The organism is Streptomyces sp. R11, from assembly GCF_041051905.1.
Classification (GTDB): Bacteria; Actinomycetota; Actinomycetes; order Streptomycetales; family Streptomycetaceae; genus Streptomyces.
Genome location: NZ_CP163432.1, coordinates 4,243,704 through 4,270,105 on the forward strand (window position 1 = coordinate 4,243,704; position 26,402 = coordinate 4,270,105).

The following is a 26,402-nucleotide window of genomic DNA, read 5'->3' on the forward strand; positions in this document are numbered from 1 at the left end:
CCCCCCTCTCGGCCTTGACGGCTTCGTCCTCAAACGCCGGACGGGCTGACATACCTGGGCCGGCACCCAGAGCGCCCTCGGCACGATGCATAGCCCCCTGCGGGCGGCTGAAAGGCCTGGGTCGGCGCCGAGAAGCATCGGTAGGTGTGGCGTGGCGATGGGCCCCGCACAGGAAGTCTGTGCGGGGCCCATCGGGTTTGTGGTGCTCGGGGTCAGCCGGTGGACGAGGGGTCGAGTAGAAGGTCCACCGGCAGGGTTACCCCAACAGGCCACCCACCAGGCCGGGTTCGTCGGCGTCGGAGCCGCCCGTGGAGCCGCCGCCGGAGGAGGGCCCCCCGGAGGTCGGACCGGTGCTGGTGCTGGGCGCCTCGTCGGCCGGAGCCGACTGCTGGGGCGGAGCCTGTCCCCCAGTGCCCTGCGTCTGGCTGGGCGTACCCGCCCCGGCGCTGCCCGTGTCGCTGGTCGCGCCCGGTGTCGTAGCGGCGCCGGACGGCGTGGCCGCCCCCGACGTGGCGCCCTGCGTGGGCGAGTTGGAGGCCGACGGCGTCTTCTTGTGCCGTTGACCGGGCTCCTGCGGCAGCGGGGAGCCCGGCAGTTCGTTGCGCGGGGCCTCGCCGGGACCGGGGACGACGACGCGGTCGGCGTCTCGGACCGCGCCGCCGAGCAGCGAGCCGATGAGGAGGGTCAGGCCGGTGACGATCACCGTGACCAGGGCGCCGCGGCGCAGGACGTAACTGCGGAGCTCCCAGATGTCGGCACGGGGGCCGAGGCGGCGCCAGGCCATACCCGCGAGGCGGCCGTCGATCGAGTAGACCGGGGCGCCGGCGATGATCAGGGGCGACCAGGCGGCGAGGTAGATGATGTCGGGCGCGTCGTAGACCGGGACGCTCTTCCAGCTGACGGTGACCAGGAGCGCGGCCGACAGCAGCGCGCCGAGGACCGCGGCGACCCGCTGCCAGCATCCCAGGACCGTGAGGACGCCCACGATGACCTGGAAGAAGGCGATGACCAGGCCGGAGCCGACCGGGTGCTCCAGGGCGAACTGGCGGAGGGGCTCGGCCACTTCCCACGGGTGCAGGGTGTTGAGCCACTTCACCATCGAGCCGCGCTTGCCGCCGTCGAAGTAGACGGGGTCGCAGAGCTTGCCCATGCCGGCGTAGATGGAGATGAAGCCGAGGAAGACGCGGAGCGGGAGGAGGACGACGCCGAGGTTCATGCGGCGGCCGGGGTAATAGGCGTGCCGGGCCGGATCGTCGCCGCCGGCGGGCCGCTTGAGGGGCGCGTCGGTTGCGTGCGTGCTGTGGGGGTCTTGCGCGAACTCCTCGTCTTCGTAGACGAGTTCCTCGTCGTATGCGCTCTCGACCGTGCGCATGTTGGGCAGGAGCCGGGTTTCGAGGGATTCGTGCGTGCGCTGGGCGCCGACGATCGGCGTCTCGACGGTCCGTGACAAGTCGTCGTCGTAGCCGACGTCGTAGCCGTCATAGCCACCGACGTCGACCCGTGGGATGACCTGGGTGGCTCCGCCGAGGCCGGGGGCCGGCTCTTCGCCGTGGCGGACGCTGCCGTCCCGCACGGCCTGGAGCAGGCGGTGGGCGCCGGTGTCGTCGGGCGCGGACGTGCCGTTCCATACGGCGACTCGGCGGCGGGCGCCGGTGGCCGCGCCCGCTCTGCCGGCCGCGCCGACGACGGGGATGCGGGTGGTGTCCTCGGTGGCGCTCAAGTGCCGTGCGATCCTGGGGGATTTGGTGCGCCCGGTCGACGCGCCCAGCAGCACGCGGAAACTCGCGTGATTGACGATGATCTGCGCCGGATCGCTCGGCACCTTCACCATGCTCAGCGCGGGAGCGTCGTCGTATCCCGACGAGCGGTCCCCCGTGGGTGTGCGGGGTGTTCTGGTGTCCACACTCAACTAACCGAGTGACGTGTGCTTAGGACACTGCCTTGACCGGCCCGATCTGTCCGGACCCCGTCAAGGATGCGCAGGTCGCACCACTGTCACCGGAATTACCCCGCACGGGTGACGCCACGGACGCGTGTTCAGCTGCGTCGGCGAGCCGCCTCGTAGAGGACGATCCCCGCCGCCACACCGGCGTTGAGGGACTCCGCGCCGCCCGGCATCGGGATGCGGACGCGGAAGTCGCACGTCTCGCCCACCAGTCGGGACAGGCCCTTGCCCTCGCTGCCGACCACGATGACGACCGGGCCTTCCAGGGCTTCCAGGTCGCCGAGTTCGGCCTCGCCGTCGGCGGCGAGGCCGACGACCACGATGCCCGCCTTCTTGTACGCCTCCAGGGCGCGGGTCAGGTTCGTGGCGCGGGCGACGGGGGTGCGGGCCGCGGTGCCGGCCGACGTCTTCCAGGCGCCGGCCGTCATGCCGGCCGCTCGCCTCTCCGGTACGACGACGCCGTGGCCGCCGAACGCGGAGACCGAGCGGACCACGGCACCCAGGTTGCGCGGGTCCGTCACGCCGTCGAGGGCGACGATGAGCGGGTCCTCGCCCTCGTCCGCGGCCGCGTCGGCCAGCTCCTCGGGGTGGGCGTACTCGTACGGCGGGACCTGGAGGACGAGACCCTGGTGGTTGAGGCCGTTCGTCATGCGGTCCAGCTCGGGGCGCGGGGCCTCCATGAGGTTGATGCCGCCGCGCTCGGCGGCGAGCTGGAGGGCCTCGCGGACACGCTCGTCGTTGTCGATGAACTGCTGGACGTAGAGCGTGCTCGCGGGCACCCCCTCGCGCAGCGCCTCGACGACGGGGTTACGGCCGACGACCAGCTCGGACGTGGACTTGCCGCCACGGCCCCGGGGTGCGGGGCGGCGTGCGGTCTGCTTCGCCTTGGCGGTGGCGACGCGGTTCTTCTTGTGTCCCTTGCGCATCTCGGCGGGCGGGGTCGGCCCCTTGCCCTCGAGGCCCCGGCGTCGCTGGCCGCCACTGCCGACCTGCGCGCCCTTCTTGCCGGACATGCGGCGGTTGTTCGCGGCCATGACCTACCTGTCTGTCGTGAGGCGTTCGTATGTACGTCTATGCAGTGTGCCGCCCGGAGGGCCGGGCGGCACAATCGATCTTCCGGGAACCGGAATCCGTCAGCGTGGGCCGAGGGTCCAGCGGGGGCCCTGCGGACCGTCCTCGATGACGAGACCCGACTGCTTGAGCTGGTCGCGGATGGCGTCGGCGGTGGCCCAGTCCTTGCGGGAGCGGGCCGCCTCGCGCTGGTCGAGGACCATGCGGACCAGGGTGTCGACCACGCCGTGGAGGTCCTCTCCGCGGTCGGACTCGCCGGCCCAGTGCTCGTCGAGCGGGTCCAGGCCGAGGACGCCGAGCATGGCGCGGACCTCGGCGAGGCGGGCCACGGCGGCTTCCTTGTCGTCGGCGGCCAGCGCGCTGTTGCCCTGGCGGACGGTGGTGTGGACGACGGCCAGCGCCTGCGGGACTCCGAGGTCGTCGTCCATCGCCTCGGCGAAGGCGAGCGGCACCTCGGGGGACGGCTCGACGACGTGCCCGGTCATCTCGACCACGCGCTGCACGAAGCCCTCGATGCGCGCGAACGCCGACTCGGCCTCGCGCAGGGCCTCCTCGCTGTACTCGATCGTCGAGCGGTAGTGCGGGGTGCCCAGGTAGTAGCGCAGGACGATCGGGCGCCACTGCTTGACCATCTCGGAGACCAGGACGGAGTTGCCGAGCGACTTCGACATCTTCTCGCCGCTCATGGTGACCCAGGCGTTGTGCACCCAGTACTGGGCGAAGTCGTCGCCGTAGGCCTTGGCCTGGGCGATCTCGTTCTCGTGGTGCGGGAAGATCAGGTCGAGTCCGCCGCCGTGGATGTCGAAGGCGGAGCCGAGGTACTTGTGGGCCATCGCCGAGCACTCCAGGTGCCAGCCCGGGCGGCCCCGGCCCCAAGGCGTCTCCCAGTCGGGCTCGCCGGGCTTGGCGGCCTTCCACATCGCGAAGTCGCGCGGGTCCCGCTTGCCGGTGATGCCCTCCTCGGTGGGCTGCCGCATCTCGTCGAGGTCCTGCCGGGACAGCTCCAGGTAGGAGGGCCAGGAGCGGACGTCGAAGTAGACGCTGCCGTCCGCCTCGTAGGCGTGTCCGCGCTCGATGAGCCCGCGCATCATCTCGACCATCTCGGTGACATGGCCGGTGGCGCGGGGCTCGTACGTCGGCGGGAGGCAGCCGAGTGCGGTGTAGCCGTCGGTGAAGGCGCGCTCGTTCTCGTAGCCGATGGACCACCAGGGGCGGTTCTGCTGCTCCGCCTTCCAGATGATCTTGTCGTCGATGTCCGTGACGTTCCGGATGAACGTGACGTCGTAGCCGCGGTACTCGAACCAGCGGCGCATGATGTCGAAGTTGAGCCCGGAGCGGATGTGCCCGATGTGCGGTGCGGCCTGCACGGTGGCGCCACAGAGGTAGATCGAGACACAGCCCTGCTGGAGCGGGGTGAAGTCACGGATCTGCCGGGCGCTGGTGTCGTACAGGCGAATAGTCACGACACCAGGGTAGTGGGCGGATGGGAGTGCCTGGTGCGTAAGTGCGGTTTGGTCGTTCGTGGTCACTCGCAGGCCCGTGGGGGCGGGTCGGGCCCGCGCTGAAAGGGCCCGCCGACCGGCCTCAGCCGACCCGGACCACCAGCGCCGTCGCCACCGCCATCAGTCCCTCGTCACGGCCCGGGAAGCCGAGGCCATCGGTGGTCGCGCCCGACACCGACACCGGGGCTCCGGCCGCCTCCGACAGGACCTTCTGGGCCTCGTCGCGGCGCTTGCCGATCTTGGGGCGGGGGCCGACGACCTGGACCGCGACATTGCCGATCCTGAAGCCCGCCTCGCGCACGATCCGGGCCGCCTCGGTGAGCAGTACGACGCCCGGGGCGCCCGACCACTCGGGGCGCCCCGTGCCGAAGTGCTGTCCCAGGTCGCCGAGGCCGGCCGCCGAGAACAGCGCGTTGCAGGCGGCGTGGGCGACGACGTCCGCGTCGGAGTGGCCGGCGAGACCCGGCCCCTCGCCCTCCCACTTCAGGCCCGCGCACCACAGCTCGCGGCCATCCTCGAAGGCGTGGATGTCGGTGCCGATGCCGACCTGGGGAAGCAGGGGCTCACCCGGCGGCAGCCGGAGACCGGATGCGTCAGAAGCCATCGTTCAGCCTCCGGCGCGCCAGGACCGCCTCCGCAAGGACCAGGTCCAGCGGGCGCGTGACCTTGAAGGCCTCCTCGTGGCCGGGCACGACCACGACGGTGAGGCCGAGCTGCTCGACCATGCTCGCGTCGTCGGTGACGTCGTCGGTCACCGTCTCGTGCGCACGGATCAGCGTCGCGCGGTCGAAGCCCTGCGGAGTCTGTACGGCACGCAGGCGGGCGCGCTGCAAGGTGGCCACCACCGGTTCGGGCTCGTCCGTGCCGCCGGTCGGCTCGACCTCCTTGACCGTGTCCGCGAGCGGCAGCGCGGGGACCACGGCCTGCGCCCCGTCCCGTACCGCCTCGATCACCGCGTCCACCGTGTCCACCGGCACCAGCGGGCGGGCGGCGTCGTGCACCAGGACGATGTCGTGCTCCGGCGGCAGCGCGTCCAGGCCGAGCTTCACGGACTCCTGACGGGTCTCGCCGCCGGGGACCACCAGGAAGTCGGTGCGCTCCGGCAGCGCGTGCGCGTCCAGCAGGCTCTTGACCTCGGCGGCGCCGTCGGGCGGGGCCACGACGACCACCAGGGAGACGGCCCGGGACGCGGCCATCGCGCGCACGGCGTGGATGAGCATGGGCGTGCCGTTCAGCGCGCGCAGCGCTTTGGGGGCACCCGGACCGAGGCGTACGCCCTTTCCGGCGGCCGGGATCACGACGGCGGTACGGGCCCCGGCACGGGTGTCGGCGGGGACACCCGTGGGCGAAGGACGCGAAACGTCAGACATCGGTTCCTGTCAGGTTTGTGTGCTCTGCCTACGTGGGTATGGCCTCAAGCGTGCCGGGTGGGCCTTTCTTGACCGAACCCTTCCGTGACATCGGTCGAGTCGGCTGCCCGGACCCGGCACATCAAGTATCGGGGGCGCCCCCGAGGTAGGACGTACCGCGCCTGTGAGCGAACATGCCGCAGCGCCCGGCGACAGCAATTACGTCATCGGGCACCGCGGCACTTCTTTGAAAAAAATCAGCACACCGCTGAATCTACTGTGCTGAAACTGAGGCGGATGTACCGCGTCAGGACGCGAGAACCTCGTCGAGCAGCGCCTCGGCCTTGTCCTCGTTGGTGTTCTCCGCGAGCGCGAGCTCGCTCACCAGGATCTGGCGTGCCTTGGCGAGCATGCGCTTCTCACCGGCGGAGAGTCCGCGCTCGCGCTCACGACGCCACAGGTCACGCACCACTTCCGCGACCTTGATGACATCGCCGGAGGCGAGCTTCTCCAGATTTGCCTTGTATCGACGCGACCAGTTCGTGGGCTCCTCGGCGTACGGCGCGCGCAGCACCTCGAAGACCCGGTCCAGCCCGTCCTGACCGACCACATCACGCACGCCGACGAACTCCGCATTGTCCGCTGGCACACGTACCGTCAGGTCACCCTGGGCGACCTTCAGCACCAAGTAGGTCTTGTCCACGCCTTTGATCTGGCGAGTTTCGATGGCCTCGATCAGCGCGGCCCCGTGATGGGGATAGACCACGGTGTCGCCAACCTTGAACGTCATGTGACAGGTACCCCTTCCGTGGCTATCCAGGGTAACACGGAAACTGCGGGTTCTGAATGGCGTTTTCGCAGGTCAGGGCATATCTCGGGGCTTGACAACTCCAACAGGAACGTGCTGCGCGGGCCGAGCGGGAGAAAGTATTCGCAGGTGGGAGCGGCTCTGCGGGCGAGGTGAAACGCGTACGTTACACACATCCAGAGACGCCTCCGAGTGGCTGAACGTCCACATATGTCCGGTTCCAAGTGTGCGACTTCCGCTACTCCGTTCGGCGTCCCGAGTCACCTCCCGGGCGAATCCGGAATTGATCACAGCCAGGTCGGCGGCACATCTGGTGATCAATTCCGGGAGGGTCGCGCATTCCTTCACGGAAATTTTGCGCGGGCTTGCGAGACGTCTTATGTGAATGACGGACAGAGCTCCGGGCAAAGTGACAACCGGGCCACTTGTGGGTGACGGGAAGGGTGGCGGAAGAGGCGCTTCGGACGTACTTCCACAGCTCATCGCCGCTCGGGGGAGGGTCGGGTGCGGTAGCGCGGGAACGGCTCGGTAACCTAAGGCCGCTGACAGACACTTAGGGCGGCACTTCGCGCCCGCCCCGTTCGAGTCAAGGAGTTGCCGCCGCCGTGAGCAGCAGCCTTCGACGCGGCGCCCTCGCCGCCGCCGCCATCACGTTCTCGATCGCCGCGCTCTCCGCGTGCGCGGCCGGCAACAACGCGCAGACCCTGGAGATCAAGCCGGACAACGCAGCCACCAGCGTCGGCGACATCAAGATCCAGAACGCCATCGTCATCACCCAGCCCGACCTGGAGTCGACCGGCCCGGCCGCGATCTCCGCGACCCTGTTCAACTCCGGCAGCTCCGCGCAGACGCTGGACTCGATCAAGGTGGCCGGCACCTCCAAGAATGCCGAGCTCAAGCCCGCCAAGGGCGGCAGCCTGACCATCCCGGCCGGCGGTTCGCTGATCATCGGCGGCAAGGACAACGCCGCGGCCGTGCTGCCCAGCAGCCGCGAGGCCATCCAGGACGGCAACGCGCAGAAGATCACCTTCACCTTCAGCAAGACCGGTGACGTGAGCCTGCGCGCCTTCGTCGTCCCGGCCGAGAGCTTCTTCGAGAGCTGGGGCCCGAGCGAGGTCCCGGCGACGCCGGGCACCACGTCCTCCCCGACCGGCTCGCCGGCCGGAACCCCGGGCGAGGGCGCGGAGGCCACCCCGACCGACGGTGCGGCCGGGAGCGCGACTGAGACCGGCGGTGCGGCCGGGGACGGAGCGGCGTCCGGCGACACGGCGACCCCGAGCGACAGCGCCTCGCAGACGGTCTCCGGGCACTGAGCGGCCGTACGGCGCGGGATCGTCGTACGGCGCCTGCACAGTCGTAGAAAAGGGCGGGACCCCCGGAATCGGAGGTCCCGCCCTTCGACGTACGTGGCGACCGTGTTCTCGGTCCTTACGGCCGCGTCCTTGCTACGGCAGCGGTTTACGGCTCGAACTTGTAGCCGAGGCCGCGGACCGTCACCAGGTACCGCGGCGCGCCCGGGTCCGGCTCGATCTTGGCGCGCAGGCGCTTGACGTGGACGTCCAGGGTCTTGGTGTCGCCGACGTAGTCGGCACCCCAGACGCGGTCGATGAGCTGCATACGGGTCAGGACGCGGCCCGCGTTGCGCAGGAGCATCTCCAGGAGGTCGAACTCCTTGAGCGGGAGGTCGACCTTGGAGCCGGAGACCGTGACCACGTGGCGGTCGACGTCCATCCGGACCGGGCCCGCCTCCAGGGCGGCCGGGGTCACCTCCTCCGGCTCGCCGCGGCGGCGCAGGACGGCCCGGATACGGGCGACCAGCTCGCGCGAGGAGAACGGCTTGGTGACGTAGTCATCGGCTCCTATTTCCAGGCCGACAACCTTGTCGATCTCGCTGTCCTTGGCGGTGACCATGATCACCGGGACGTTGGATCGGCCGCGCAGCTGGCGGCAGACCTCGGTGCCCGGCAGGCCGGGCAGCATCAGGTCGAGGAGGACGAGGTCGGCGCCGTTGCGCTCGAACTCGTCGAGTCCGTCGGGCCCGGTGGTCGCGACGGCGACCTCGAAGCCCTCTTTGCGGAGCATGTACGACAGGGCGTCGGAGAAGGACTCCTCGTCCTCGACGACGAGCACACGGGTCACGGAAGGACCTCCGGGGCGGAAAGCGTTTCGTACGCGGTTGAGTCAGCGGGTGAATCGGGGGTGGTGCGGTGATGGGATGGGGCGGCGGACGGCCCGGCCTCGTCGTCGAGATCGGGGTGCTGCTGTGCGCGGTCGCGGGCCGCACCCGCCTCCGGCAGCCGCAGGGTGAACGTGGAGCCCTGTCCCTCGGAGCTCCACACCGTGACCTCCCCGCTGTGTGAGGCGGCCACGTGTTTGACGATCGCGAGACCGAGGCCGGTGCCGCCTGTGGCACGGGAACGGGCCGGATCCACGCGGTAGAAGCGCTCGAAGATGCGCTCCTTGTCCTTGTCCGAGATGCCGATGCCCTGGTCGGTCACGGCGATCTCGATATTGTCCCCGCCCGGGGCGCTGACCCGGCGCGCGGCGATGCCGACGCGGGTGCGGGCGGGCGAGTAGTTGACGGCGTTCTCGACGAGGTTGCCGAGCGCGGCGGCGAGCTGGCCGCGGTTGCCCCAGATGCTGAGGTCGGAAGTGGCGCCCGGCTGTCGCCCGCCACCGCCCTGATCGGGCCCTTCGGGCGCCCATACGTTCGAGGCCATGGTGATCTGCTTCGTCCCGGCGGCGTGCCGGCAGCGGTCCATGGCCTCGGCGACGAGCTCGTCGACGCGGACGGGCTCGGCGTCCTCCAGCGGGTCGTCGTTCTGCACCCGGGAGAGGTCGATCAGTTCCTGCACCAGGTTGGTCAGCCGGGTCGCCTCGATCTGCATGCGCCCGGCGAAACGCTGCACGGCCTCCGGGTCGTCGGAGGCGTCCATGACTGCCTCGGACAGCAGGGAGAGTGCGCCGACCGGTGTCTTCAGCTCATGACTGACGTTCGCGACGAAGTCACGCCGCACGGCCTCTATCCGCCGGGCCTCGGTGAGGTCCTCGACGAGGAGGAGGACGAGGCGGGAGCCGAGGGGCGCGACGCGAGCGGACACGGCGAGGGCCTCGCCGCGTCCGGTGCCACGCCTGGGCAGATCCAGCTCGACCTGCCGTATCTCACCGTCGCGTCTGGTGTCCCGGGCCATCTGGAGCATGGGCTCGACGGAGAGCTTGCCGCCGCGCACCAGACCGAGGGCGTACGCCGCCGAGCTCGCCTTGACGACGGCGTCCCCCTCGTCGAGTACGACGGCGGAGGAGCGCAGCACCGACAGGACCGTGTCCACGCCGGGCGGCAGGACCGGGTCGGTGTGCAGAGAGGTTCGGGTGGGTCGCTTCAGGTCGCGTTCGCTCCAGCGGAACGCCAGCATGGCGATGACACCGGTAAGCACCCCGGCGATCGCTGCCGCTGCGGCGACCGCCGCGTTCACGTCCATGCACCCAGGTTAGGCATGACGCAGGCAGTGGCCACAGCCGTCGGAGTGCGACCTCGAACACTCGTCGCCCAGAGTTCACCTTGGAGCCAGTGCTGGTTCATTTGGGGTGGCGGAAACGGACGCGTACGGACCGGATCGTGGATGCGTGGGGTTCGCACAGGCGGTTTAGCTTGGGATCACACTGGCGGTTTCACGACAGTCCGACTGACGTTTTCGCGACAGTCTTACTGTCGGAGGGCATGACCGTAAGACTTCCGGTTCAACGGGATTCGACAAGATCCGACTACAGGACTGCCGGTCCGACGACAGTCTCCTGGCCCCGGAACCCCCGAGGCTCACGTTAGAGAGGGACCCTGATGCGGGACGCGTACCACGAGGAACTGGACTCGATCGGCGACGGTCTGGTGGAAATGGCCCGGCTGGTCGGCTCGGCGATCGGGCGCGCCACGGCGGCGATCCTCGACACCGACCTGAAGCTGGCCGAGAGCGTGATCGAGGCCGACCAGAAGGTCGACGACCTCCAGCACGACCTGGAGGCCCGGGCCATAGCCCTGCTGGCGCGCCAGCAGCCGGTGGCGACGGACCTCCGTATCGTCGTCACCTCGCTGCGCATGTCGGCGGACCTGGAGCGCTCGGGCGACCTGGCCCAGCACGTGGCGAAGCTCACGCGGCTGCGCTACCCGGAGCGCGCGATCCCACAGGACCTGCACGCCACCATCCTGGAGATGGGTCAGCTCGCGCAGCGCCTGATGGCGAAGGCGGCCGAGGTGATCGTCACCAAGGACGTCGACCTCGCGCTCCAGCTGGAGCAGGACGACGACGCGATGGACCTCCTCCACCGCACCCTCTTCCAGCACCTGATGGACGAGCGCTGGAAGCACGGCATCGAGACGGCGGTCGACGTGACCCTGCTCGGCCGCTACTACGAGCGGTACGCCGACCACGCGGTGGCCGTGGCGAAGCGTGTGGTGTTCCTGGTGACGGGTGAGCACGCCGATGAGCTGCAGCCCGACATCCAGCCGGACATTCAGCCGGTTTCGGACGCCGAGGGCGCCTGAGGCGTACTGGGGCGGGCCGGGTACGCCGGGAGGGCGGGGAGGGCGGGGGCCTGTTCGGGGCATGCGCAAGCCTCCGTGCGCCGTTGATGCGCCCAGCGGGGCGGGCATGGAATGGGCACAGGCACCAGCCCCGAGGAGGGACCATGGCCGAATCCCCCAGCACTCCCGGTACGACGCCCGACCCCACCCAGGAACGCCCGACCGAGCAGCCCGCCGACCTCAGGAGCCTCCCGCTCGTCGCCGCGTGCGGCTGCGGCTCCGGGTGCGGGTGCGGGTGCCAGTCGGGGAATCCCTGCCAGTGCGGGTGAGGGTGCGGGCGCGGGTGTAGGACGCGGAGGCAGCGCGGCGTACGGCGCCGCGGATCTTGTGTTGCTGTCGGGGCTCCGGTGCGGCTTTCGCGGCGGGGCCCTTTGCCGTCGTCGCCGCAGCGCATACGGGACGGGGCAGGCAGCGGGCACGGGCGGTGCTGCATACGCCTGCCTCTGCAGGTCCTGATACCTCGTCTGCTTCCGGTCGAGGCTTGTACGGCGCGCGTCTAGGATGGGGCGTATTGCCCCATCGAGGGCTTGACCGGGGCTCCGCCCGGAGCCCGGGCCCGCGGCGGCTTCGACGCCCCAGGGCAGTCACCACGTGCCCGCCGCTCATTACTTTGGGCTTCTCAGCACTGCCAGGAGCATTGCCATGACTGCTCAATCTGCCTCGATCATCCTGGAGCGCCCGGCGCAGGAGCTGGCCGACGCGACCTCGCACCATCCCTTCCTGTACGAGCTGAAGCCGGTCGAAGCACGCAAGGTCCTCGACGACCTGCAGGCCGCGCCGGTCGACAAGCTGCCGGTCGACGAGGAGTGGATCACCGTAGCGGCCTCCGTCGGCGACGTTCGGGTGCGCATCGTCAAACCGCAGGGCGCCACCGGGACATTGCCCGTCGTGCTGTACATGCACGGCGGCGGCTGGGTACTGGGCAACGCCGCCACCCATGACCGCCTGGTACGGGAGTTGGCGGTCGGTGCCAACGCGGCGGTGGTCTTCGTGGAGTACACCGCCTCGCCGGAGGCCCACTACCCCGTGGCCATCGAGCAGGGCTACGCCACCGCACAGTGGATCAAGCGTGAGGGAGCGTCGAAGGGCCTGGACGCCCGGCGCATGGCGGTGGCCGGCGACTCGGTCGGCGGGAACATGACGGCCGCGCTCGCCCTGATGGCCAAGGAACGCGGTGACGTCACCTTCGTGCAGCAGTCGATGTACTACCCGGTCACGGACGCGGCCATGGACACCATGTCCTACGACCAGTTCGACACCGGCTACTACCTCAGCCGCAAGGCCATGGAGTGGTTCTGGGACGCCTACACCACCGACCCGAACCAGCGCGCGGAGATCACCGCCTCTCCCAACCGCGCCACCACCCAGCAACTCGCCGGCCTGCCGCCCGCCCTGCTGATCGTGGACGAGGCCGACGTGCTGCGCGACGAGGGCGAGGCCTACGCCGCCAAGCTGCGGGCAGCGGGCGTCCCGGTCACCACGGTGCGCTACGACGGCGCGGTGCACGACTTCATGATGCTCAACTCGCTCAGCGAGACCCGGGCCACCCGAGCAGCCGTGGACCAGGCCATCTCGTTCCTGCGCGACGCCCTCGGGACCACCTAGCCAAGCGCCGCTTCCGGCGAGAGGCGGGGCCGGCAGCCGAGATGCCCAGGGGCACCGTGCGCCGGGATCACAGGGCGTCGATCTGCCACGCGATCACGCCGGTCGCCCCCTCGGCGCCATCAACACTGATACGGATCGGCTTGCCGGCAGTGATCGGCTGCTGCACCACTGACTCATCGCAGGGCACCGTGGTCCCCGTTCCAGCGCCCGCAGGCACGAACTCCAGCTGTGCGCTGCCGCTGCCGGCACACACCAGGTTGAGCCGGTAGGTCTTCCCCTTGCTGAGGCCGGGCTCGGTGTGGACACCGTCGGTCACGCGTGCCACGCCGGCCTCGACCATTGCCCCGTTGTGGACGGCGGCAAGAGCCGCCCGGGCCTGCTCGGTGAGTTCCTTCTCCGAGGGCTGAGCTGCCGGTCGGGGCCGACTCGGCGCAGGCGACGGTGAGTTCGCGGCGCCGTCCGCGCCGCTCTCGGACGCTGTGCAGGAGGTGAGCAGGAATGCCGACACCACCACAGCGCACCCGGCGAGCCGGGACGCCCGCAGGCTCGAGTAGGTCATGACTTGGTTTCCCCGTACTTCCAGGTCGGTCCGGCGGGCGGCAGGAGCTGCTCGTCCGGGTGCCCGAGAGGGCCCAGCAGCGCCGTTGGGCCCCCGCCCTGCCAGGAACCGGCAGTTCGGGGGCCCAACGGCCTGGAGTCTTTGTGGAGTTACTTCTTCTTGCCCTGGTTCTTGACCGCCTCGATGGCCGCCGCGGCAGCCTCCGGGTCCAGGTACTTGCCCCCCGGCGTCACCGGGTTGAAGTCGGCGTCGAGTTCGTAGTACAGCGGGATGCCCGTGGGGATGTTCAGGCCCGCGATGTCGGCGTCGGAGATGCCGTCGAGGTGCTTGACCAGGGCGCGCAGGGAGTTGCCGTGGGCGGCGACCAGGACCGTGCGGCCGGTCAGGAGGTCGGGGACGATGCCGTCGTACCAGTACGGGAGCATGCGGACGACGACGTCCTTCAGGCACTCCGTGCGGGGGCGCAGCTCCGGCGGGATCGTCGCGTAGCGCGGGTCGTCCGACTGGGAGAACTCCGTGCCGTCCTCGAGGGGCGGGGGCGGGGTGTCGTAGGAGCGGCGCCACAGCATGAACTGCTCCTCGCCGAACTCGGCGAGGGTCTGGGCCTTGTCCTTGCCCTGGAGGGCGCCGTAGTGGCGCTCGTTCAGGCGCCAGCTGCGGTGGACCGGGATCCAGTGGCGGTCGGCCGACTCCAGCGCCAGCTGGGCCGTGCGGATCGCTCGCTTCTGGAGGGACGTGTGGACCACGTCGGGGAGGAGATCGGCGTCCTTCAGGAGCTCGCCACCGCGGACTGCCTCCTTCTCGCCCTTCTCGTTGAGGTTGACGTCCACCCAGCCGGTGAACAGGTTCTTCGCGTTCCATTCGCTCTCGCCGTGGCGGAGGAGGATCAGCTTGTACGGTGCGTCGGCCATGCGTCCGAGCGTAATCCACGGCTTTGGCCGGGTGCGCCCCGCGCCCGAAAGGCGGACGGTTGACGGGATCTGTTAATCCATTGGTCTCGCCGGCGAGTGCGCTTGTAAGTTGCGGATACCTACTGAGCCGCTTACATCCGGTTGCGCGCATCCGGGTACATCCGGGGGAACCCCTATGCCACTCGCCGCCCTGAGACGTGCCACCCGGGAGACCGTCTCCGGGCTGCCCCGCGAGTTCTGGTGGCTGTGGACCAGCACACTGGTCAACCGGCTCGGGGCATTCGTCGCCACTTTCATGGCCCTGTACCTCACCCTCGACCGCGGGTACTCCGCCACGTACGCCGGTCTCGTCGCCGCGCTGCACGGTCTCGGCGGGGTCGTCTCGTCGATCGGGGCCGGCGTCATGACCGACCGGCTCGGGCGGCGGCCCACCCTCCTCGTCGCCCAGGCCTCCACCGCGGTCTCCGTGGCCGTGCTCGGGTTCGTGCACCATCCCGTGGCCATCGCCGCCGTGGCGTTCGTCGTCGGTGCCGCCTCCAACGCCTCCCGGCCCGCCGTGCAGGCGATGATGGCCGACATCGTGCGGCCCGAGGACCGGGTGCGGGCCTTCTCCCTCAACTACTGGGCCATCAACCTCGGGTTCGCGATCTCCTCCATGGCCGCCGGGTTCATCGCCGAGGTCAGCTACCTCGCCGGATTCCTGATCGAGGCGGGGATGACGGCCGTCTGCGCGGTCGTGGTGTTCGTCAAGCTGCCGGAGTCGCGGCCCGAGCGCACGAAGGCCGAGAAGGCGGGCCAGGACGAGGTGCGGCTCGGGACCGTACTGCGCGACCGGCGCTTCATGAGCGTCGTCGGGCTGTCCTTCCTCGTCGCCCTGATCTTCCAGCAGGGCTCGGTGGGACTGCCGGTGGCGATGGGCGAGGCCGGGTTCTCCGCCGCCGACTACGGCCTCGCCATCGCCGTCAACGGTGTCCTGATCGTCGCGCTGCAGATCCCGGTCACCCGGTTCATCGAACGCCGGGACACGGGACGGATCCTCATCGTCTCGTCCCTGCTCGCCGGGTACGGCTTCGGCCTCACCGCCTTCGCCGGGTCGGTCGGCGTCTTCGCGCTGACGGTGTGCGTGTGGACGCTGGGCGAGATGCTGAACGCGCCCACCCAGACCGGCCTCGTGGTCCGCCTCTCCCCCACTCAGGGGCGCGGGCGCTACCAGGGCATGTACACCATGTCCTGGTCGGTCGCGGCCCTGGTCGCGCCCCTGATGTCCGGCCTCGTCATCGATCGTTTCGGCGCCGAGTGGCTGTGGGGGCTGTGCGCGGTCGTCGGGACGGCGGCGGCGATCGGATACGGCAGCCTGATGCGCCGCCTGCCCATGGAGGAACCGGCCACCGCCGGCAGCACGGCCGACGCGAAGCCGGAGGTCAGTCCGGCCGCCTGAGAACCCGATCACGGATGCATCCGCGCCCCCTTGATCACCTTGTCCACCGCGTTCCTCGGCCCGTACACCGCCAGGCCCACCAGGTCGAGCTCGCCCGTCGGCACCGCCCGTACCGCAGCCCGGTTGTCGCGGTCGTTGCCCGTCGTGAAGAGGTCGGAGGTGAAGACCGCGCGCGGGAGGGAGCGGGAGAGGGTGCGGGTGTGGGCCGTCGTCAGGCTCTCCTTGGTGGCCTCGAAGACCAGGACCGGCTGGCGGAACATCGGCAGGTAGGGCACGCCGTCGGCGTCCTCGGACGGCTCCCCGACCACCTCGGGGAGCTGCGTCCCCAGGCCGCTGACCAGGAAGGCCGTGACGTTCAGCCGCTGCCAGGTCTCCAGGTCCTCGCGCAGCAGGACGGCGATCTTGGTGTCGAAGCGGACGGGTTCCGTGGTGCTCGTGTCGTTCATACGACGAGACTGGCGGCCGCCGTGCACCTGCGTCTTGTACGTTCTTTGCATGGCCGCCGCACGGGATCGCCAGGAAGTCTCCGCGTGGCGCCCCTCCGTCCCGGGCGTCACCGAGGTCTTCCACGCCCACTTCACCGAGTACGCGTACCCGATGCACGTGCACGAGGCGTGGACGCTGCTCATCGTCGACGACGGAGCCGTCCGCTACGACCTCGACCGGCACGAGCACGGCACCCCGCACGACACGGTGTCGCTCCTCCCGCCGCACGTCCCCCACAACGGCTCCCCCGCCACCCCGCACGGCTTCCGCAAGCGGGTGCTGTACCTGGACGGCACCCGGCTGGGGGACGACCTGATCGGGCCGGCCGTGGACTCCCCCGACCTGCGTGATCCCGTCCTGCGGCTGCGCGTCGGCCAGTTGCACGCAGCCCTCGCGCAGGCCGGCGACGAGCTGGAGGCGGACAGCAGGCTGACCCTCATCGGCGACCGGCTGCGCGCCCATCTGCGGCCCGGGACCCCGGTGGACATCCCGCGGCGCGACCCCGTCCTCGCCCGCCGGCTGCGTGAACTCCTCGACGAACGCGTCGTCCGGGGCATCGCCCTCGACGAGGCCGCCGCGCTCGTCCAGGCCCATCCCGCCCATCTCGTGCGGTCGTTCAGCACCGCGTACGGCATCGCCCCGCACCAGTACCTGATGTCGCGGCGCGTCGACCGTGCCCGCCGGCTGCTGCTGGAGGGCCGGTCGCCGGCCGAGGTGGCCGCCGCGACCGGGTTCTACGACCAGTCCCATCTCACCCGGCACTTCCGGAAGCTGGTGGGCGTGCCGCCGGGGCGCTATCGCAGCAGCTCGCGCTGAGCGTCGTACAGATTGCGCGGGCGCACGGCGTCCGTCGTGCCGTACAGCTCCAGGCGGGAGTGGAGGTCGCCCGCGAAGTCGGGGACGTCGATCTGGTCGAACTCCCTGACCTCGTTCAGGCCGACGGTGGCGGAGTACGGGGCCAGGCCGTCGAGGCGGATCATGCCCGCGCGGCCGTTCGTCACCCGGACGTTCCAGTGCGTGAAGCGCGCGCCGAACAGCGGGCCCGCGCTCGCGTCGCCGCCGTGGCGGCCGTCGTTGTGGACGGTGATGTCGGTGCGGACATTGGCGAAGGGCAGGCCGCGGTGGCTGTCGAACGTGCCCATCCGCATGTCGCCGCGCGACCAGACGTTGTGGGAGGACAGGCCCTCCACGTTGATGCCGTGCAGCTGGGTGCCGGAGGGGGCCGGGGTCGTGCGGGCCTCGATCGTGAAGTCCTCGATCAGGTTGTCGTGCGAGCCCTCACGGCAGAAGTAGGGGTGGTGGCTGCCACGGCCCGCCACGCGCGTGCGCCGGAGCGTGCAGGCGGAGGCGGCCACCAGGCCGAAGCCGTTGTCGACGTGGCGGACGGTCACGTCGTCGGCCCAGCAGTCGTAGGCGCACTGGAAGACGACGCCGTTGTGGCCCTTGTCCAGGAGGTGGGGCTGCTGCGGTGTCTCCGTCGCCTCCAGGGTCAGGCCCTCGACACCCGATCCCGTCAGCTCCTTGACGTGGGTGGTCAGTTGCGGGTCCCACTCCGGGCGTACGTCGAGCGGGAGCGGGCGTTCGAGGGTGACCTTGCGGCCGTGGACCCGGACGATGCGGACCGGCCATTCGTAGGGAACGTACGACGTCAGCTTCGTCTTGTCGTCCCAGGTGTACGCCTCGGGGCCCGCGCCGCCGCCGCACATGTGCTCCAGGAGGGTGTGGGCGGCGTCGTCGGCCAGGCGGAGGAGGACCAGGGCGCCGGGGCGGAGTGCCGACGGGTCCTTGACCGTGACCGTCCGGTCGCCCTGCCGCGCAGGTTCGACCCTCGTCAGCGGGCGCCACTCGTCGCGCCGGTTGCCCGTCCAGCCCTCGAAGGGCCAGGCCTTCGCCCTGATCGCGGCGACCAGGGAGTCCCAACGGGCCGTCGGGGCCAGCCAGATGAGGCCGCCCGCCCAGGACCAGGACGACTTGTCGCCGCCGTAGCGGGAGCCGTAGACGCCGATCAGTTCGGTGAGGTTCTTCGTCGCGAAGAGTGTCGTACGGCCGCTGCCGGCGCCGCGGAGGACCACGTTCGAGTGGCCGATGCGGATCACGTCGTCGATGCGGAACGTGCCGGGCGGGATGGTGACCGTGCCACCGCCGGCCCTTCCGGCGGCGGCGATGGCACGGTTGATCGCGGGGGCGGAGTCGGTCGTGCCGTCCGCCACGGCACCGAAGTCGCGCACGTCGGCGACGACTCGGGGGCGGGGGAAGCGGCGCGCTCCGCTGCGGTGGCCGGCCCTGCCGACGTAGGGGATCTGGGGGTGGGTGAGGGGGGTGCGGGTGAACTCGCGCCAGAGGGGCGGGACTTCCGCGGCGGCCGCGGTCGTCCGTGCGGTACCGGTCGTCACGCCGGTTGCGGTGCCGGTCGTCGCGCCGAGCGCCACGGCCGTGGTCCCGATGAGCAGGGTCCGTCTGGTGAGATGCGCGTTGCCCATGTCCGTGCGCCCTTCCATGCGGCTCTTCATGGATGTGAACGACGTTCAGAAGTGCGTGTGGGCGTGAGCATGCCACGGCCCCTTCGGGGTGGGGAAGGGGTCGTACCGGGTGAGTTGGTGCGGACCTTTATGCCAGGCTCGGCTGGTCTCAGCGGGCTCGGCCGGGCTCGGCCGGTCGCTACGTCAGTCCGTCGGGCGCTGGGTCAGGTGTGTGAACGCGTCGAGATTCCGCGTCGACTCGCCGCGCGAGACGCGCCACTCGTACTCCTTGCGGATCGCGGACGCGAAGCCCAGCTCGAGGAGGGTGTTGAAGGCGCCGTCCGCCGCCTCCAGGACCTGCCCGAGGAGGCGGTCGATCTCGTCGGGGGTGACGGCGGCCAGCGGCAGCTTGGCGGTGACGTAGATGTCGCCGAGCTGGTCGACGGCGTAACTCACGCCGTAGAGCTTGAGGTTGCGCTCCAGGAGCCAGCGGTGGACGCCGGGCTCGTTCTCGTCGGGGTGGCGGATGACGAAGGCGTTGAGCGACAGGGAGTGGCGGCCGACGATCAGGGAGACGGTCGTCGAGAGCTTGCGAGTGCCGGGGAGCTTGACGACGTAGGTGCCGGGGGTGGGCGTCTCCCACTCCAGGTCCGCGTCCTTCAGGGCGGCCTCTACGACCTGCGCTGCCTTCTGTACGTCAGCCATGGTGGGAGCGTACGCGACGCCGGTAGGCCTGGGTCGCGGCCGTGTAGACGTCCGCCGTGGCGGCCGCCGAGGTGTCCCAGCCGAAGGACTGGGCGTGCCGGGCGGCGGCCTCACCCATCCGCGGGGACAGGTGCGGGTCGTCGGCGAAGGCGCGCAGCACGCGCGCGTAGTCGGCCGGATTGTGGCCCTGGACCAGGAAGCCGGTACGGCCGTCCCGGACCGCCACCGGCAGGCCGCCCACCGCGGCCGCCAGCACGGGTGTGCCGGCCGCCTGCGCCTCGATGGCCACCAGGCCGAAGGATTCGCTGTACGACGGCATGACCAGCAGCGATGCCGCCCGGAACCAGTCCGCGAGCTGCTCCTGGCCGACGGGCGGCCGGAACCGTACGACATCCGCGATGCCCAGGCGTGCGGCCAGCTTCTGCAGGCCCTCGGGCTTGGCGAGGCCGCTGCCGCTGGGACCGCCCACGATCGGGACGTGGATGCGGGAGCGCAGCTCGGGGTGCTCGTCAAGGAGCACGGCAACCGCGCGGAGCAGGATGTCCGGGGCCTTCAGGGGCTGGATGCGGCCTGCGAAGAGCGGGATCAGGGCGTCCTGCGGGAGGCCCAGGCGGGCGCGGGCGGCGGCTCGGCCGTCGGCGGGCGAGAAGCGGGTGAGGTTCACGCCGGGGTGCACCACGGCGACCTTGTCGGGGTCGGCGGCGTAGTGCCGTACGAGTTCGTCGGCCTCCTCGGCCGTGTTGGCGATCAGACGGTCGGCGGCCGTGACGATCTGGGTCTCGCCGATGACACGGGCGGCGGGCTCGGGGGTGTCACCGTCGGCCAGGTTGGCGTTCTTGACCTTGGCCATGGTGTGCATGGCGTGCACCAGGGGGGCGCCCCAGCGCTGGGCGGCGAGCCAGCCGACGTGGCCGGAGAGCCAGTAGTGGGAGTGGACGAGGTCGTAGTAGCCGGGGCGGTGGCCGGCCCAGGCCTGCATCACGCCGTGCGTGAAGGCGCACAGCTGGGCGGGGAGGTCCTCCTTGTTGAGTCCCTCGTAGGGGCCCGCGTCGATGTGGCGGACCAGGACGCCGGGAGCCAGGTCGACGGTGGGCGGGAGGCCCGTGGCCGTCGTGCGCGTGAAGATCTCCACCTCGATGTTGATCGCGGCGAGGCGCTGCGCGAGTTCGACGATGTAGACGTTCATGCCGCCCGCGTCGCCGGTGCCGGGCTGGTGGAGCGGGGAGGTGTGCACGGAGAGCATGGCGACGCGGCGGGGGCGGCGGTGGAGCCTGAGTCGCGAGGGGGCCGCCGGGGAGCGGTGCCTGAGCCTGCTGACGTACTGGCTCACGTGGCGTTCCTCCTTGGCTGCGGGCATGCCTGGTGGAGGGTGCGAGCGCCCTCCAAGGCGGTGCAACACCGGAGGAAGGGGTTCCCATTCCGGGTGGGGTGGTTTTTGCCGAGGCATTACCGGGGGTCGCTCAACTGTTCGGGGCCTGGGTGCGTGGGGGGTGAGTGGGCGGGGGTGGGTGCGTGGGGGTGGCTGGTGCGGATGCCTGCGGCGGCCTGTGGCGCTGGGTGGGGGGTTCGCGTTGCGCACTCGTTCGTCGTGGGTCGGGGCCGCGCCGGGGGTGTCCGTCCTCGGTCGGGCGGCTGCTGTCGGGCAAGAGGGGCTGTCTCTTGACGCCCGCCGCTGCGGGCGGACACCCCCCCCCCGGCACGGCCCCTGCTCGCCGTTGCGCCAGTGCGGGTGGCCTTCCGCCTGATGGCGGCCACTTACCCTCGTATGCATGACATCCCGCGCCTTCGCCCGCCCTGTGGGCACCGTTACGCGCGGGACCACCAATCCGAATCGGCTGCGCCGTATGGATCGCTGGATCGCCGTGACGCATGGCGCGGAGCTGCGGCGGGCCGGGGATGCCGTCGCGGTCGACCTCGGGTACGGCGCTGCTCCCTGGACGGCGGTGGAACTGCTCGGCCGGTTGCGTTCCGTCGCGCCGCGCGCGCGTGTGGTCGGCGTGGAGATCGAGCCGGCGCGGGTCGCGGCCGCGAAGCCGTACGAGCGGGAGGGGCTTGTCTTCCGCCACGGCGGGTTCGAGATCCCGGTCGTGCAGCGGCCTCTGCTCGTGCGCGCCGCCAATGTGCTGCGGCAGTACGAGGAGGATCAGGTAGCCGAGGTCTGGGAGCGGCTGTGTGGGCGGCTTGCGCCGGCCGATCCGGTGACGGGGGCACGGGGCGGGCTGCTCGTCGAGGGGACCTGCGACGAGATCGGGCGCCGGCATGTGTGGGTCGCGCTCGGGCCCGAGGGGCCGCGTACGGTGACCTTCGCGACCCGGCTGGGCTCGCTCGAGCGGCCGTCGGACCTCGCCGAGCGCCTGCCGAAGGCACTGATCCATCGCAACGTCCCCGGCGAACCGGTCCACGCCTTCCTGCGCGACTTCGACCGCGCCTGGGCGGCCGCAGCGCCCTACGCGTCGTACGGGGCACGCCAGCGGTGGATCCGGGCGGTGCGGGACCTCACGACTGATTGGCCGGTGACGGACGGGCCGGCTCGGTGGCGGCAGGGTGAAGTGACGGTGCGGTGGGAGGCGTTGGCGCCGGCGGGCTGATCCGGTCCGGCACCGGGCGACGGGGGGTCAGGCCCGTGGGGTCAGCTGACGGGACCCCAAATCCACCGCCTGACTCACCACCCCGCAGGGAACGATCTCCGGGAGTCGTTCGTCACAAAGGCGGGGAGATCGGGGTGACGAGGAGGGAACGGGGGGAAGCAGACCTCTGTCGCTTTGCGCGTCGTCGTGGCACGATCCCCCGGACGTTCTATGTTACTGACGGGACATCAGTTTGGGGGAAGTGGTATGGGTTCGGGCAAGCGCGGCCTGATCGCAGCGGCTGTGACCGTCGTCTGTGCGGTCACCGTACTCGCGGCACCAGGCACGGCCTTCGCGGCTCCCTCCCCGACGCCCAGCACGTCTCCCTCCTCGTCGGCGCCGGCCACCGTGTCGAACAAGGACCTCGAGGCCGTCCGCAAGAAGCTGGAGAAGCTCTACCACGACGCGGCCGTCGCCACCGACGAGTACAACGCCGCCGAGGAGGCGGCCGAGAAGCAGTCCGCCGAGATCGTCTCCCTGGCGAAGGAAATCGTCAAAGGCCAGGAGAAGCTCGCCGAGCTGAAGAAGCGCGCGGGCGCCGCGGCCGCCGCCCAGTACCGCTCCGGCGGACTGCCCGACGAGGCGCACTTGATGCTCAGCGACGACCCGCAGGCGTTCCTCGACGGCACCGGCCGAGTGCTGCAGGGCCAGCGCGCGACCAAGGGGCTGCTCGCGGAAATGACCCGCACCCAGCAGGACTTGGAGCAGTACGCCAAGGACGCCTCCGCCCAGTGGCAGAAGCTGGAGGCGGGCCGCAAGGCCAAGGCCGCCGCCAAGAAGAAGATCAAGAAGCAGATCGCGGCGGCCGAGGAGCTCGAATCCCAGCTGGAGGAGGAGGAAAAGGAGCGCCTCGCCGAGCTGGAGGAGCAGGCCGCATACAAGGCCCAGACCGCCTGGCTGGACTCCGGCATCCTCAAGGACATCAAGGGCAAGGCCTCCGAGAAGGGCCGGGAGGCCCTTGAGTACGCCACGGCCCAGCTCGGCAAACCGTACGAATGGGGCGCCGAGGGGCCCAAGACCTACGACTGTTCAGGCCTGACGTCACAGGCCTGGGCGAGCGCCGGGCGCGGGATTCCGCGGACCTCGCAGGAGCAGTGGAAGCAGCTGAAGCGCATCGACATCAAGGACATGCGCCCCGGCGACCTCATCATCTACAACGCCGACGCCAGCCACGTGGCCATATACGTCGGCGACGGCGCGATCGTCCACGCCCCGCGCCCCGGGCGGACGGTGACGGTCGCGGGGGCCGGCACGATGCCGATCCTCGGGGTGGTTCGACCCGATGCGTAAGCATTGGGGCGACTTGTGATGTCCGGGTCGTGCCGGGGGGTCCCGCAGGGGATATGGGTGCTTATGGCGGGCGGTTCAAAGGACTTGTGACCGGCGACTCGTGACCCGCACCACGTGACCCACCCCACGCCGCACCGGCGCCAAACCGTGCACCGACGTGACCTTCGTCATCCCTGCTCCTGAGCCACCCTGTCCAACTGCGGTACGGAACGCGGCATATGACAGTGGCCAGCTTCCATACGGCGTGCCCCACACCATTCCGCTGCGGCGCCGACAACCGCTATGGTCCCCGTCGGTGGATCGAGGACCCTCGTTCCCACCATGCCCTCGGGGGGAGGGAAGGAACTCAAAACGATGCCCGTACCCATACCGCGGCAGAGAGCGATCCCGGCCGTGGAGAGTGGTCAGGCGCCGGCCGCGTCCCCAGGCGGCTCCTCCATGGAAGAGGCTCCGCGTAAGGAATCAAAGGTCGAGAACAACACCCACACCAATCTGACGCTGCTGCTGATCGAGGACGATCCCGGCGGCTCGACGGTCGTGCCCGAGATGCTCGACGCGGCCGGCAAGCCGATCCGTGTGCGCACCGCCCGCAACCTCACCGAGGCCGGACGGCTGCTCACCGACGACGTCCACTGCATCCTGCTGGACCTCGCGCTGCCCGCGCCCGGCGCAACCGGCGACGAGGACGAGCTGGGTGTGCTCAAGCACGTACTGGAGCTCGCGCCCCGGCACGCCGTCCTCGCGCTCACCGCGTCCGGTGACGCCGAGCGCGGCGCGGAGGCCGTGCGCGTCGGTGCGCAGGACTACCTCTTCCGGGACGAGCTGGACGGGCGGCTGCTGAGCCGGGCGATCCGGTACGCCGTGGAGAGGAAACGTTCCGACACGGCCGAGCGACGGCTGGCCGAGGGCCGGCTGCGGGCCCAGGAGAACCGCCGCCTGGAGCGCGGCCTGCTGCCGACGCCGCTGCTGGAGGGCTCCTCGCTGCGGTTCGCCGCGCGCTACCGTCCGGGGCGCTCACGTGCTCTGCTCGGCGGTGACTTCTACGACGTCGTGCGCACCGCCGACGGCACGGTGCACGCCATGATCGGCGACGTCTGCGGCCATGGGCCCGACGAGGCCGCGCTCGGTGTGGAGCTGCGCATCGCCTGGCGGGCGCTGACCCTGGCGGGGCTGTGCGGGGACGAGCTGCTGGGCACGCTGCAGCAGGTCCTCGAGCACGAGCGGGCCGACGACGAGATCTTCGCGACGCTGTGCACGGTGGATATCGCGCCTGACGGTCGGCGTGCCGGGCTGTGCCTGGCGGGTCACCCGTCTCCTCTGCTCGCCCGGCCCGGGCGGGCTGCGCGGCTGCTGCCGTACGACAACAACGGGCCCGCGCTCGGGCTGCTGCCCGGGGCCCGGTGGCCTCGGATGCAGGTGGAGCTGGGAGCGGAGTGGAGCCTGATGCTCTACACCGACGGCCTCATCGAGGGTCGGATCGGCGAGGGCCGGGAGCGGCTGGGCCAGGACGGGATGGTGGCGATGGTGCGGCGGCAGCTCTCGGAGGGGCTGCGGGGGGAGGCGTTGCTGCGGGCCGCCGTCAATGAGGTTCGGAACCTCAATGGGGGCGAGCTGGCCGACGACGTGGCTGTGCTGTTGCTGGACCGGACGACGTGAGCGGGGGCGCGCCGCGGATCTACGTGAGCGAGGGCGCGCCGCGGATCCACGTGAGCAAGGGCGCGCCACGGGTCGGCGAGAGCGGGGGGCGCGTCCCCAGGGCCCTGTCGTCTGCCGACTGCTGATGCGGTGTGGCTGGTCGCGCCCACCCGGCGGAGCCGCACATCGGTACAGCCCCGCGCCCCTTACGGGGCGCTGCCACTCGGGGTGCTGATCAGCGGCCGCCGTTCCACGGACCGTACGGGCCGTCGCTGCTGGAGCCCTTTCTGCTGCGACCGCCGCCCGGCAGGGCCTTGATCGCGGGGCGTACGTCCACCATGTACACGATCGTCGCGATGAGGCCGATGATCGGCAGGAACGACAGGATGTTGAAGATCAGGTTCACCACGAAGGCGAGCCCGAGGATGAGCAGCCAGAACGGCTTCGTCTTCTTGTCCGCCGCGCGGTAGGCGTCCTCGCGGCGCGTGGCCGCATCGATCAGTGCGAAGCCGCTGAAAAGGATCAGGGCCATACTCAGCAGCCACATGAACCCCGCGAAGCCCTGCATCAGCACAACGTCCACCACCCGACTCGGCTCATACCTACGCGCTCACCGTACCCGCAACCGCAAGCCGGCTACCCGAACAACGGGCCGAGCACTCCGTAAGTGCCCGGCCCGTGTTCCACAGCCCCTTTTCACCCGTCCGTATTACTTGGCGGGCGGCGTGGTCTTCTTGGCGGCGGGCTTGCGCGCCGGAGCCTTCTTGGCCGGGGCCTTCTTGTCCGAGGCGGCCTCGGCGGCGGGCTGCGGCACGACGGGCTTGGCCTCGGTGGGCTTGGCCTCGGCCTTGACCTCGACCGGCTCGGCCTTCGGCTCGACGGCGATCGCGAACTCCTCGATCTCCTCGGCGGCCTCGCCACGCCAGGTCTTCACGGCCTGCTCGCCGTGCTCGGCGACCTTCTCGTAGGTCTCGCGGGCCTTCACGGCGTACTCGGCGGCGACACCGATGGTGCGCAGCGCGAAGTCCTGGGCGCTCTCGCCGAACTTCTTCAGATCGGCGTCGAGGCTGGTGCCGAGCTTCTTGACGTCCGCGTCCAGGTTGCTGCCGAACTTCTTGAAGTCGGCGTCCAGGCTGCTGACGAACTCGTTGACCTTGGTCTGGAAGCTCTCCTGCGCCTCCTTGGCCTTGGCACCTGCCTCCTTGGCGCGGGCGGTGGCCTTGTCCTGGACGGCCTTCGGGTCGGTGTTGCGAACGGCCTCGAACCTGGCCGGCGCCTGGGAGCGCAGCTGCTCCACCAGGCTGGGCACCTTCCGGGCCTGCTGGAGAGCCAGGTCGGCGGTGCCGGCGGCGAAGTAGAGCGGGGTCGGGTCGCTGAGGGTCTTACGCAGGTCGTCGGTGATGGCCATGGTGGGTGGTCCTCCCGGGTTGCTTTCA

Annotated in this window: 25 protein-coding genes; 9 read left to right on the forward strand and 16 right to left on the reverse strand. The window is 70.6% G+C overall.

Annotation, left to right across the window (positions count from 1 at the left end; translation table 11 throughout):
* Positions 1-256: 256 nt before the first annotated feature.
* From AB5J55_RS19330 to AB5J55_RS19355, 6 genes are all read right to left on the reverse strand, one after another.
* Positions 257-1,903, reverse strand: a complete 1,647-nt coding sequence (locus AB5J55_RS19330) for a DoxX family membrane protein (protein ID WP_369276233.1) — start codon at positions 1,901-1,903, stop codon at positions 257-259.
* A gap of 134 nt (positions 1,904-2,037) precedes the next feature.
* On the reverse strand, positions 2,038-2,979 hold the full coding sequence (rlmB, locus tag AB5J55_RS19335; protein ID WP_369271894.1) for a 23S rRNA (guanosine(2251)-2'-O)-methyltransferase RlmB: 942 nt from the start codon (positions 2,977-2,979) through the stop codon (positions 2,038-2,040).
* Between the two features lie 99 nt (positions 2,980-3,078).
* Positions 3,079-4,479: a cysteine--tRNA ligase gene (cysS, locus tag AB5J55_RS19340; protein WP_369271895.1), complete on the reverse strand. Its 1,401-nt coding sequence runs from the start codon at positions 4,477-4,479 to the stop codon at positions 3,079-3,081.
* A gap of 121 nt (positions 4,480-4,600) precedes the next feature.
* Positions 4,601-5,122 carry a 2-C-methyl-D-erythritol 2,4-cyclodiphosphate synthase gene (ispF, locus tag AB5J55_RS19345; protein WP_369271896.1) on the reverse strand — a complete coding sequence of 174 codons (522 nt, stop codon included), beginning with the start codon at positions 5,120-5,122 and terminating at the stop codon, positions 4,601-4,603.
* Positions 5,112-5,888, reverse strand: a complete 777-nt coding sequence (gene ispD, locus AB5J55_RS19350) for a 2-C-methyl-D-erythritol 4-phosphate cytidylyltransferase (protein ID WP_369271897.1) — start codon at positions 5,886-5,888, stop codon at positions 5,112-5,114. Before ispD ends, ispF begins: the two co-directional genes overlap by 11 nt.
* A 286-nt stretch (positions 5,889-6,174) precedes the next feature.
* A complete protein-coding gene (locus AB5J55_RS19355) occupies positions 6,175-6,657 on the reverse strand; it encodes a CarD family transcriptional regulator (RefSeq protein ID WP_003953493.1) in 483 nt (160 codons plus the stop codon).
* A gap of 623 nt (positions 6,658-7,280) precedes the next feature.
* On the opposite strand from AB5J55_RS19355, the gene AB5J55_RS19360 reads away from it, so the two are divergent.
* Positions 7,281-7,988: a DUF461 domain-containing protein gene (locus AB5J55_RS19360; RefSeq protein WP_369271898.1), complete on the forward strand. Its 708-nt coding sequence runs from the start codon at positions 7,281-7,283 to the stop codon at positions 7,986-7,988.
* A gap of 145 nt (positions 7,989-8,133) precedes the next feature.
* On the opposite strand, the gene AB5J55_RS19365 is transcribed toward AB5J55_RS19360, so the two are convergent.
* Both AB5J55_RS19365 and AB5J55_RS19370 read right to left on the reverse strand, forming a co-directional pair.
* Positions 8,134-8,814 carry a response regulator transcription factor gene (locus AB5J55_RS19365; protein ID WP_015659563.1) on the reverse strand — a complete coding sequence of 227 codons (681 nt, stop codon included), beginning with the start codon at positions 8,812-8,814 and terminating at the stop codon, positions 8,134-8,136.
* A complete protein-coding gene (locus tag AB5J55_RS19370; RefSeq protein WP_369271899.1) occupies positions 8,811-10,154 on the reverse strand; it encodes a sensor histidine kinase in 1,344 nt (447 codons plus the stop codon). The genes AB5J55_RS19365 and AB5J55_RS19370 overlap by 4 nt, the downstream gene beginning before the upstream one ends.
* Before the next feature lie 356 nt (positions 10,155-10,510).
* Here AB5J55_RS19370 and phoU point away from each other — a divergent pair, with 356 nt between their 5' ends.
* From phoU to AB5J55_RS19385, 3 genes are all read left to right on the forward strand, one after another.
* Positions 10,511-11,212: a phosphate signaling complex protein PhoU gene (gene phoU / locus AB5J55_RS19375; protein ID WP_369271900.1), complete on the forward strand. Its 702-nt coding sequence runs from the start codon at positions 10,511-10,513 to the stop codon at positions 11,210-11,212.
* Between the two features lie 143 nt (positions 11,213-11,355).
* Positions 11,356-11,520, forward strand: a complete 165-nt coding sequence (locus AB5J55_RS19380) for a hypothetical protein (RefSeq protein WP_369271901.1) — start codon at positions 11,356-11,358, stop codon at positions 11,518-11,520.
* Between the two features lie 373 nt (positions 11,521-11,893).
* Positions 11,894-12,856, forward strand: a complete 963-nt coding sequence (locus AB5J55_RS19385) for an alpha/beta hydrolase (protein ID WP_369271902.1) — start codon at positions 11,894-11,896, stop codon at positions 12,854-12,856.
* Positions 12,857-12,923: 67 nt separating this feature from the next.
* On the opposite strand, the gene AB5J55_RS19390 is transcribed toward AB5J55_RS19385, so the two are convergent.
* Both AB5J55_RS19390 and AB5J55_RS19395 read right to left on the reverse strand, forming a co-directional pair.
* Complete coding sequence (locus AB5J55_RS19390; RefSeq protein WP_369271903.1) at positions 12,924-13,415, reverse strand: hypothetical protein; 492 nt, start codon at positions 13,413-13,415, stop codon at positions 12,924-12,926.
* A 149-nt stretch (positions 13,416-13,564) separates the two neighbouring features.
* Complete coding sequence (locus tag AB5J55_RS19395) at positions 13,565-14,326, reverse strand: phosphoglyceromutase (protein WP_062723775.1); 762 nt, start codon at positions 14,324-14,326, stop codon at positions 13,565-13,567.
* 175 nt (positions 14,327-14,501) lie between these two features.
* Here AB5J55_RS19395 and AB5J55_RS19400 point away from each other — a divergent pair, with 175 nt between their 5' ends.
* Positions 14,502-15,764, forward strand: a complete 1,263-nt coding sequence (locus AB5J55_RS19400; RefSeq protein ID WP_369271904.1) for an MDR family MFS transporter — start codon at positions 14,502-14,504, stop codon at positions 15,762-15,764.
* A gap of 8 nt (positions 15,765-15,772) precedes the next feature.
* Here the strand turns inward: AB5J55_RS19400 and AB5J55_RS19405 are convergent, their stop codons facing one another.
* On the reverse strand, positions 15,773-16,210 hold the full coding sequence (locus AB5J55_RS19405; RefSeq protein ID WP_369271905.1) for a DUF2000 family protein: 438 nt from the start codon (positions 16,208-16,210) through the stop codon (positions 15,773-15,775).
* A gap of 49 nt (positions 16,211-16,259) precedes the next feature.
* Here AB5J55_RS19405 and AB5J55_RS19410 point away from each other — a divergent pair, with 49 nt between their 5' ends.
* Complete coding sequence (locus AB5J55_RS19410; RefSeq protein ID WP_369271906.1) at positions 16,260-17,066, forward strand: AraC family transcriptional regulator; 807 nt, start codon at positions 16,260-16,262, stop codon at positions 17,064-17,066.
* Here the strand turns inward: AB5J55_RS19410 and AB5J55_RS19415 are convergent.
* The 3 genes from AB5J55_RS19415 to mshA all read right to left on the reverse strand — a co-directional run bounded on the left by AB5J55_RS19415 (position 17,045) and on the right by mshA (position 20,744).
* A complete protein-coding gene (locus AB5J55_RS19415) occupies positions 17,045-18,748 on the reverse strand; it encodes a glycosyl hydrolase family 28-related protein (RefSeq protein WP_369271907.1) in 1,704 nt (567 codons plus the stop codon). The genes AB5J55_RS19410 and AB5J55_RS19415 overlap by 22 nt on opposite strands.
* A gap of 165 nt (positions 18,749-18,913) precedes the next feature.
* Entirely contained in the window at positions 18,914-19,414 is a 501-nt protein-coding gene (locus AB5J55_RS19420) for a YbjN domain-containing protein (protein ID WP_369271908.1), read from the reverse strand.
* Positions 19,407-20,744 (reverse strand): D-inositol-3-phosphate glycosyltransferase, encoded by a 1,338-nt coding sequence (mshA, locus tag AB5J55_RS19425; protein ID WP_369276234.1) that lies wholly within the window; start codon positions 20,742-20,744, stop codon positions 19,407-19,409. The genes AB5J55_RS19420 and mshA overlap by 8 nt, the downstream gene beginning before the upstream one ends.
* A gap of 439 nt (positions 20,745-21,183) precedes the next feature.
* On the opposite strand from mshA, the gene AB5J55_RS19430 reads away from it, so the two are divergent.
* The 3 genes from AB5J55_RS19430 to AB5J55_RS19440 all read left to right on the forward strand — a co-directional run bounded on the left by AB5J55_RS19430 (position 21,184) and on the right by AB5J55_RS19440 (position 24,987).
* A complete protein-coding gene (locus tag AB5J55_RS19430; RefSeq protein ID WP_369271909.1) occupies positions 21,184-22,002 on the forward strand; it encodes a class I SAM-dependent methyltransferase in 819 nt (272 codons plus the stop codon).
* Positions 22,003-22,248: 246 nt separating this feature from the next.
* A complete protein-coding gene (locus AB5J55_RS19435) occupies positions 22,249-23,331 on the forward strand; it encodes an NlpC/P60 family protein (protein WP_369271910.1) in 1,083 nt (360 codons plus the stop codon).
* A 354-nt stretch (positions 23,332-23,685) separates the two neighbouring features.
* Entirely contained in the window at positions 23,686-24,987 is a 1,302-nt protein-coding gene (locus tag AB5J55_RS19440; protein WP_369271911.1) for a PP2C family protein-serine/threonine phosphatase, read from the forward strand.
* Between the two features lie 214 nt (positions 24,988-25,201).
* Here the strand turns inward: AB5J55_RS19440 and AB5J55_RS19445 are convergent, their stop codons facing one another.
* Both AB5J55_RS19445 and AB5J55_RS19450 read right to left on the reverse strand, forming a co-directional pair.
* Positions 25,202-25,534 carry a DUF2516 family protein gene (locus tag AB5J55_RS19445; protein WP_369276235.1) on the reverse strand — a complete coding sequence of 111 codons (333 nt, stop codon included), beginning with the start codon at positions 25,532-25,534 and terminating at the stop codon, positions 25,202-25,204.
* Between the two features lie 141 nt (positions 25,535-25,675).
* On the reverse strand, positions 25,676-26,374 hold the full coding sequence (locus tag AB5J55_RS19450) for a hypothetical protein (RefSeq protein WP_369271912.1): 699 nt from the start codon (positions 26,372-26,374) through the stop codon (positions 25,676-25,678).
* Positions 26,375-26,402: the final 28 nt, after the last annotated feature.

Excerpts from the sequence above, each read along its gene's own strand:
- AB5J55_RS19390 (WP_369271903.1), bottom strand. The coding sequence starts at position 13,415 with ATGACCTACTCGAGCCTGCGGGCGTCCCGGCTCGCCGGGTGCGCTGTG.
- ispD (WP_369271897.1), bottom strand. The coding sequence starts at position 5,888 with ATGTCTGACGTTTCGCGTCCTTCGCCCACGGGTGTCCCCGCCGACACC.
- AB5J55_RS19395 (WP_062723775.1), bottom strand. The coding sequence starts at position 14,326 with ATGGCCGACGCACCGTACAAGCTGATCCTCCTCCGCCACGGCGAGAGC.
- AB5J55_RS19405 (WP_369271905.1), bottom strand. The coding sequence starts at position 16,210 with ATGAACGACACGAGCACCACGGAACCCGTCCGCTTCGACACCAAGATC.
- AB5J55_RS19450 (WP_369271912.1), bottom strand. The coding sequence starts at position 26,374 with ATGGCCATCACCGACGACCTGCGTAAGACCCTCAGCGACCCGACCCCG.
- AB5J55_RS19440 (WP_369271911.1), top strand. The coding sequence starts at position 23,686 with ATGCCCGTACCCATACCGCGGCAGAGAGCGATCCCGGCCGTGGAGAGT.
- ispF (WP_369271896.1), bottom strand. The coding sequence starts at position 5,122 with ATGGCTTCTGACGCATCCGGTCTCCGGCTGCCGCCGGGTGAGCCCCTG.
- AB5J55_RS19370 (WP_369271899.1), bottom strand. The coding sequence starts at position 10,154 with ATGGACGTGAACGCGGCGGTCGCCGCAGCGGCAGCGATCGCCGGGGTG.
- rlmB (WP_369271894.1), bottom strand. The coding sequence starts at position 2,979 with ATGGCCGCGAACAACCGCCGCATGTCCGGCAAGAAGGGCGCGCAGGTC.
- AB5J55_RS19400 (WP_369271904.1), top strand. The coding sequence starts at position 14,502 with ATGCCACTCGCCGCCCTGAGACGTGCCACCCGGGAGACCGTCTCCGGG.
- AB5J55_RS19355 (WP_003953493.1), bottom strand. The coding sequence starts at position 6,657 with ATGACGTTCAAGGTTGGCGACACCGTGGTCTATCCCCATCACGGGGCC.
- AB5J55_RS19415 (WP_369271907.1), bottom strand. The coding sequence starts at position 18,748 with ATGGAAGGGCGCACGGACATGGGCAACGCGCATCTCACCAGACGGACC.
- AB5J55_RS19410 (WP_369271906.1), top strand. The coding sequence starts at position 16,260 with ATGGCCGCCGCACGGGATCGCCAGGAAGTCTCCGCGTGGCGCCCCTCC.
- AB5J55_RS19430 (WP_369271909.1), top strand. The coding sequence starts at position 21,184 with ATGACATCCCGCGCCTTCGCCCGCCCTGTGGGCACCGTTACGCGCGGG.
- AB5J55_RS19420 (WP_369271908.1), bottom strand. The coding sequence starts at position 19,414 with ATGGCTGACGTACAGAAGGCAGCGCAGGTCGTAGAGGCCGCCCTGAAG.
- phoU (WP_369271900.1), top strand. The coding sequence starts at position 10,511 with ATGCGGGACGCGTACCACGAGGAACTGGACTCGATCGGCGACGGTCTG.
- AB5J55_RS19435 (WP_369271910.1), top strand. The coding sequence starts at position 22,249 with ATGGGTTCGGGCAAGCGCGGCCTGATCGCAGCGGCTGTGACCGTCGTC.
- AB5J55_RS19445 (WP_369276235.1), bottom strand. The coding sequence starts at position 25,534 with ATGCAGGGCTTCGCGGGGTTCATGTGGCTGCTGAGTATGGCCCTGATC.
- AB5J55_RS19385 (WP_369271902.1), top strand. The coding sequence starts at position 11,894 with ATGACTGCTCAATCTGCCTCGATCATCCTGGAGCGCCCGGCGCAGGAG.
- AB5J55_RS19380 (WP_369271901.1), top strand. The coding sequence starts at position 11,356 with ATGGCCGAATCCCCCAGCACTCCCGGTACGACGCCCGACCCCACCCAG.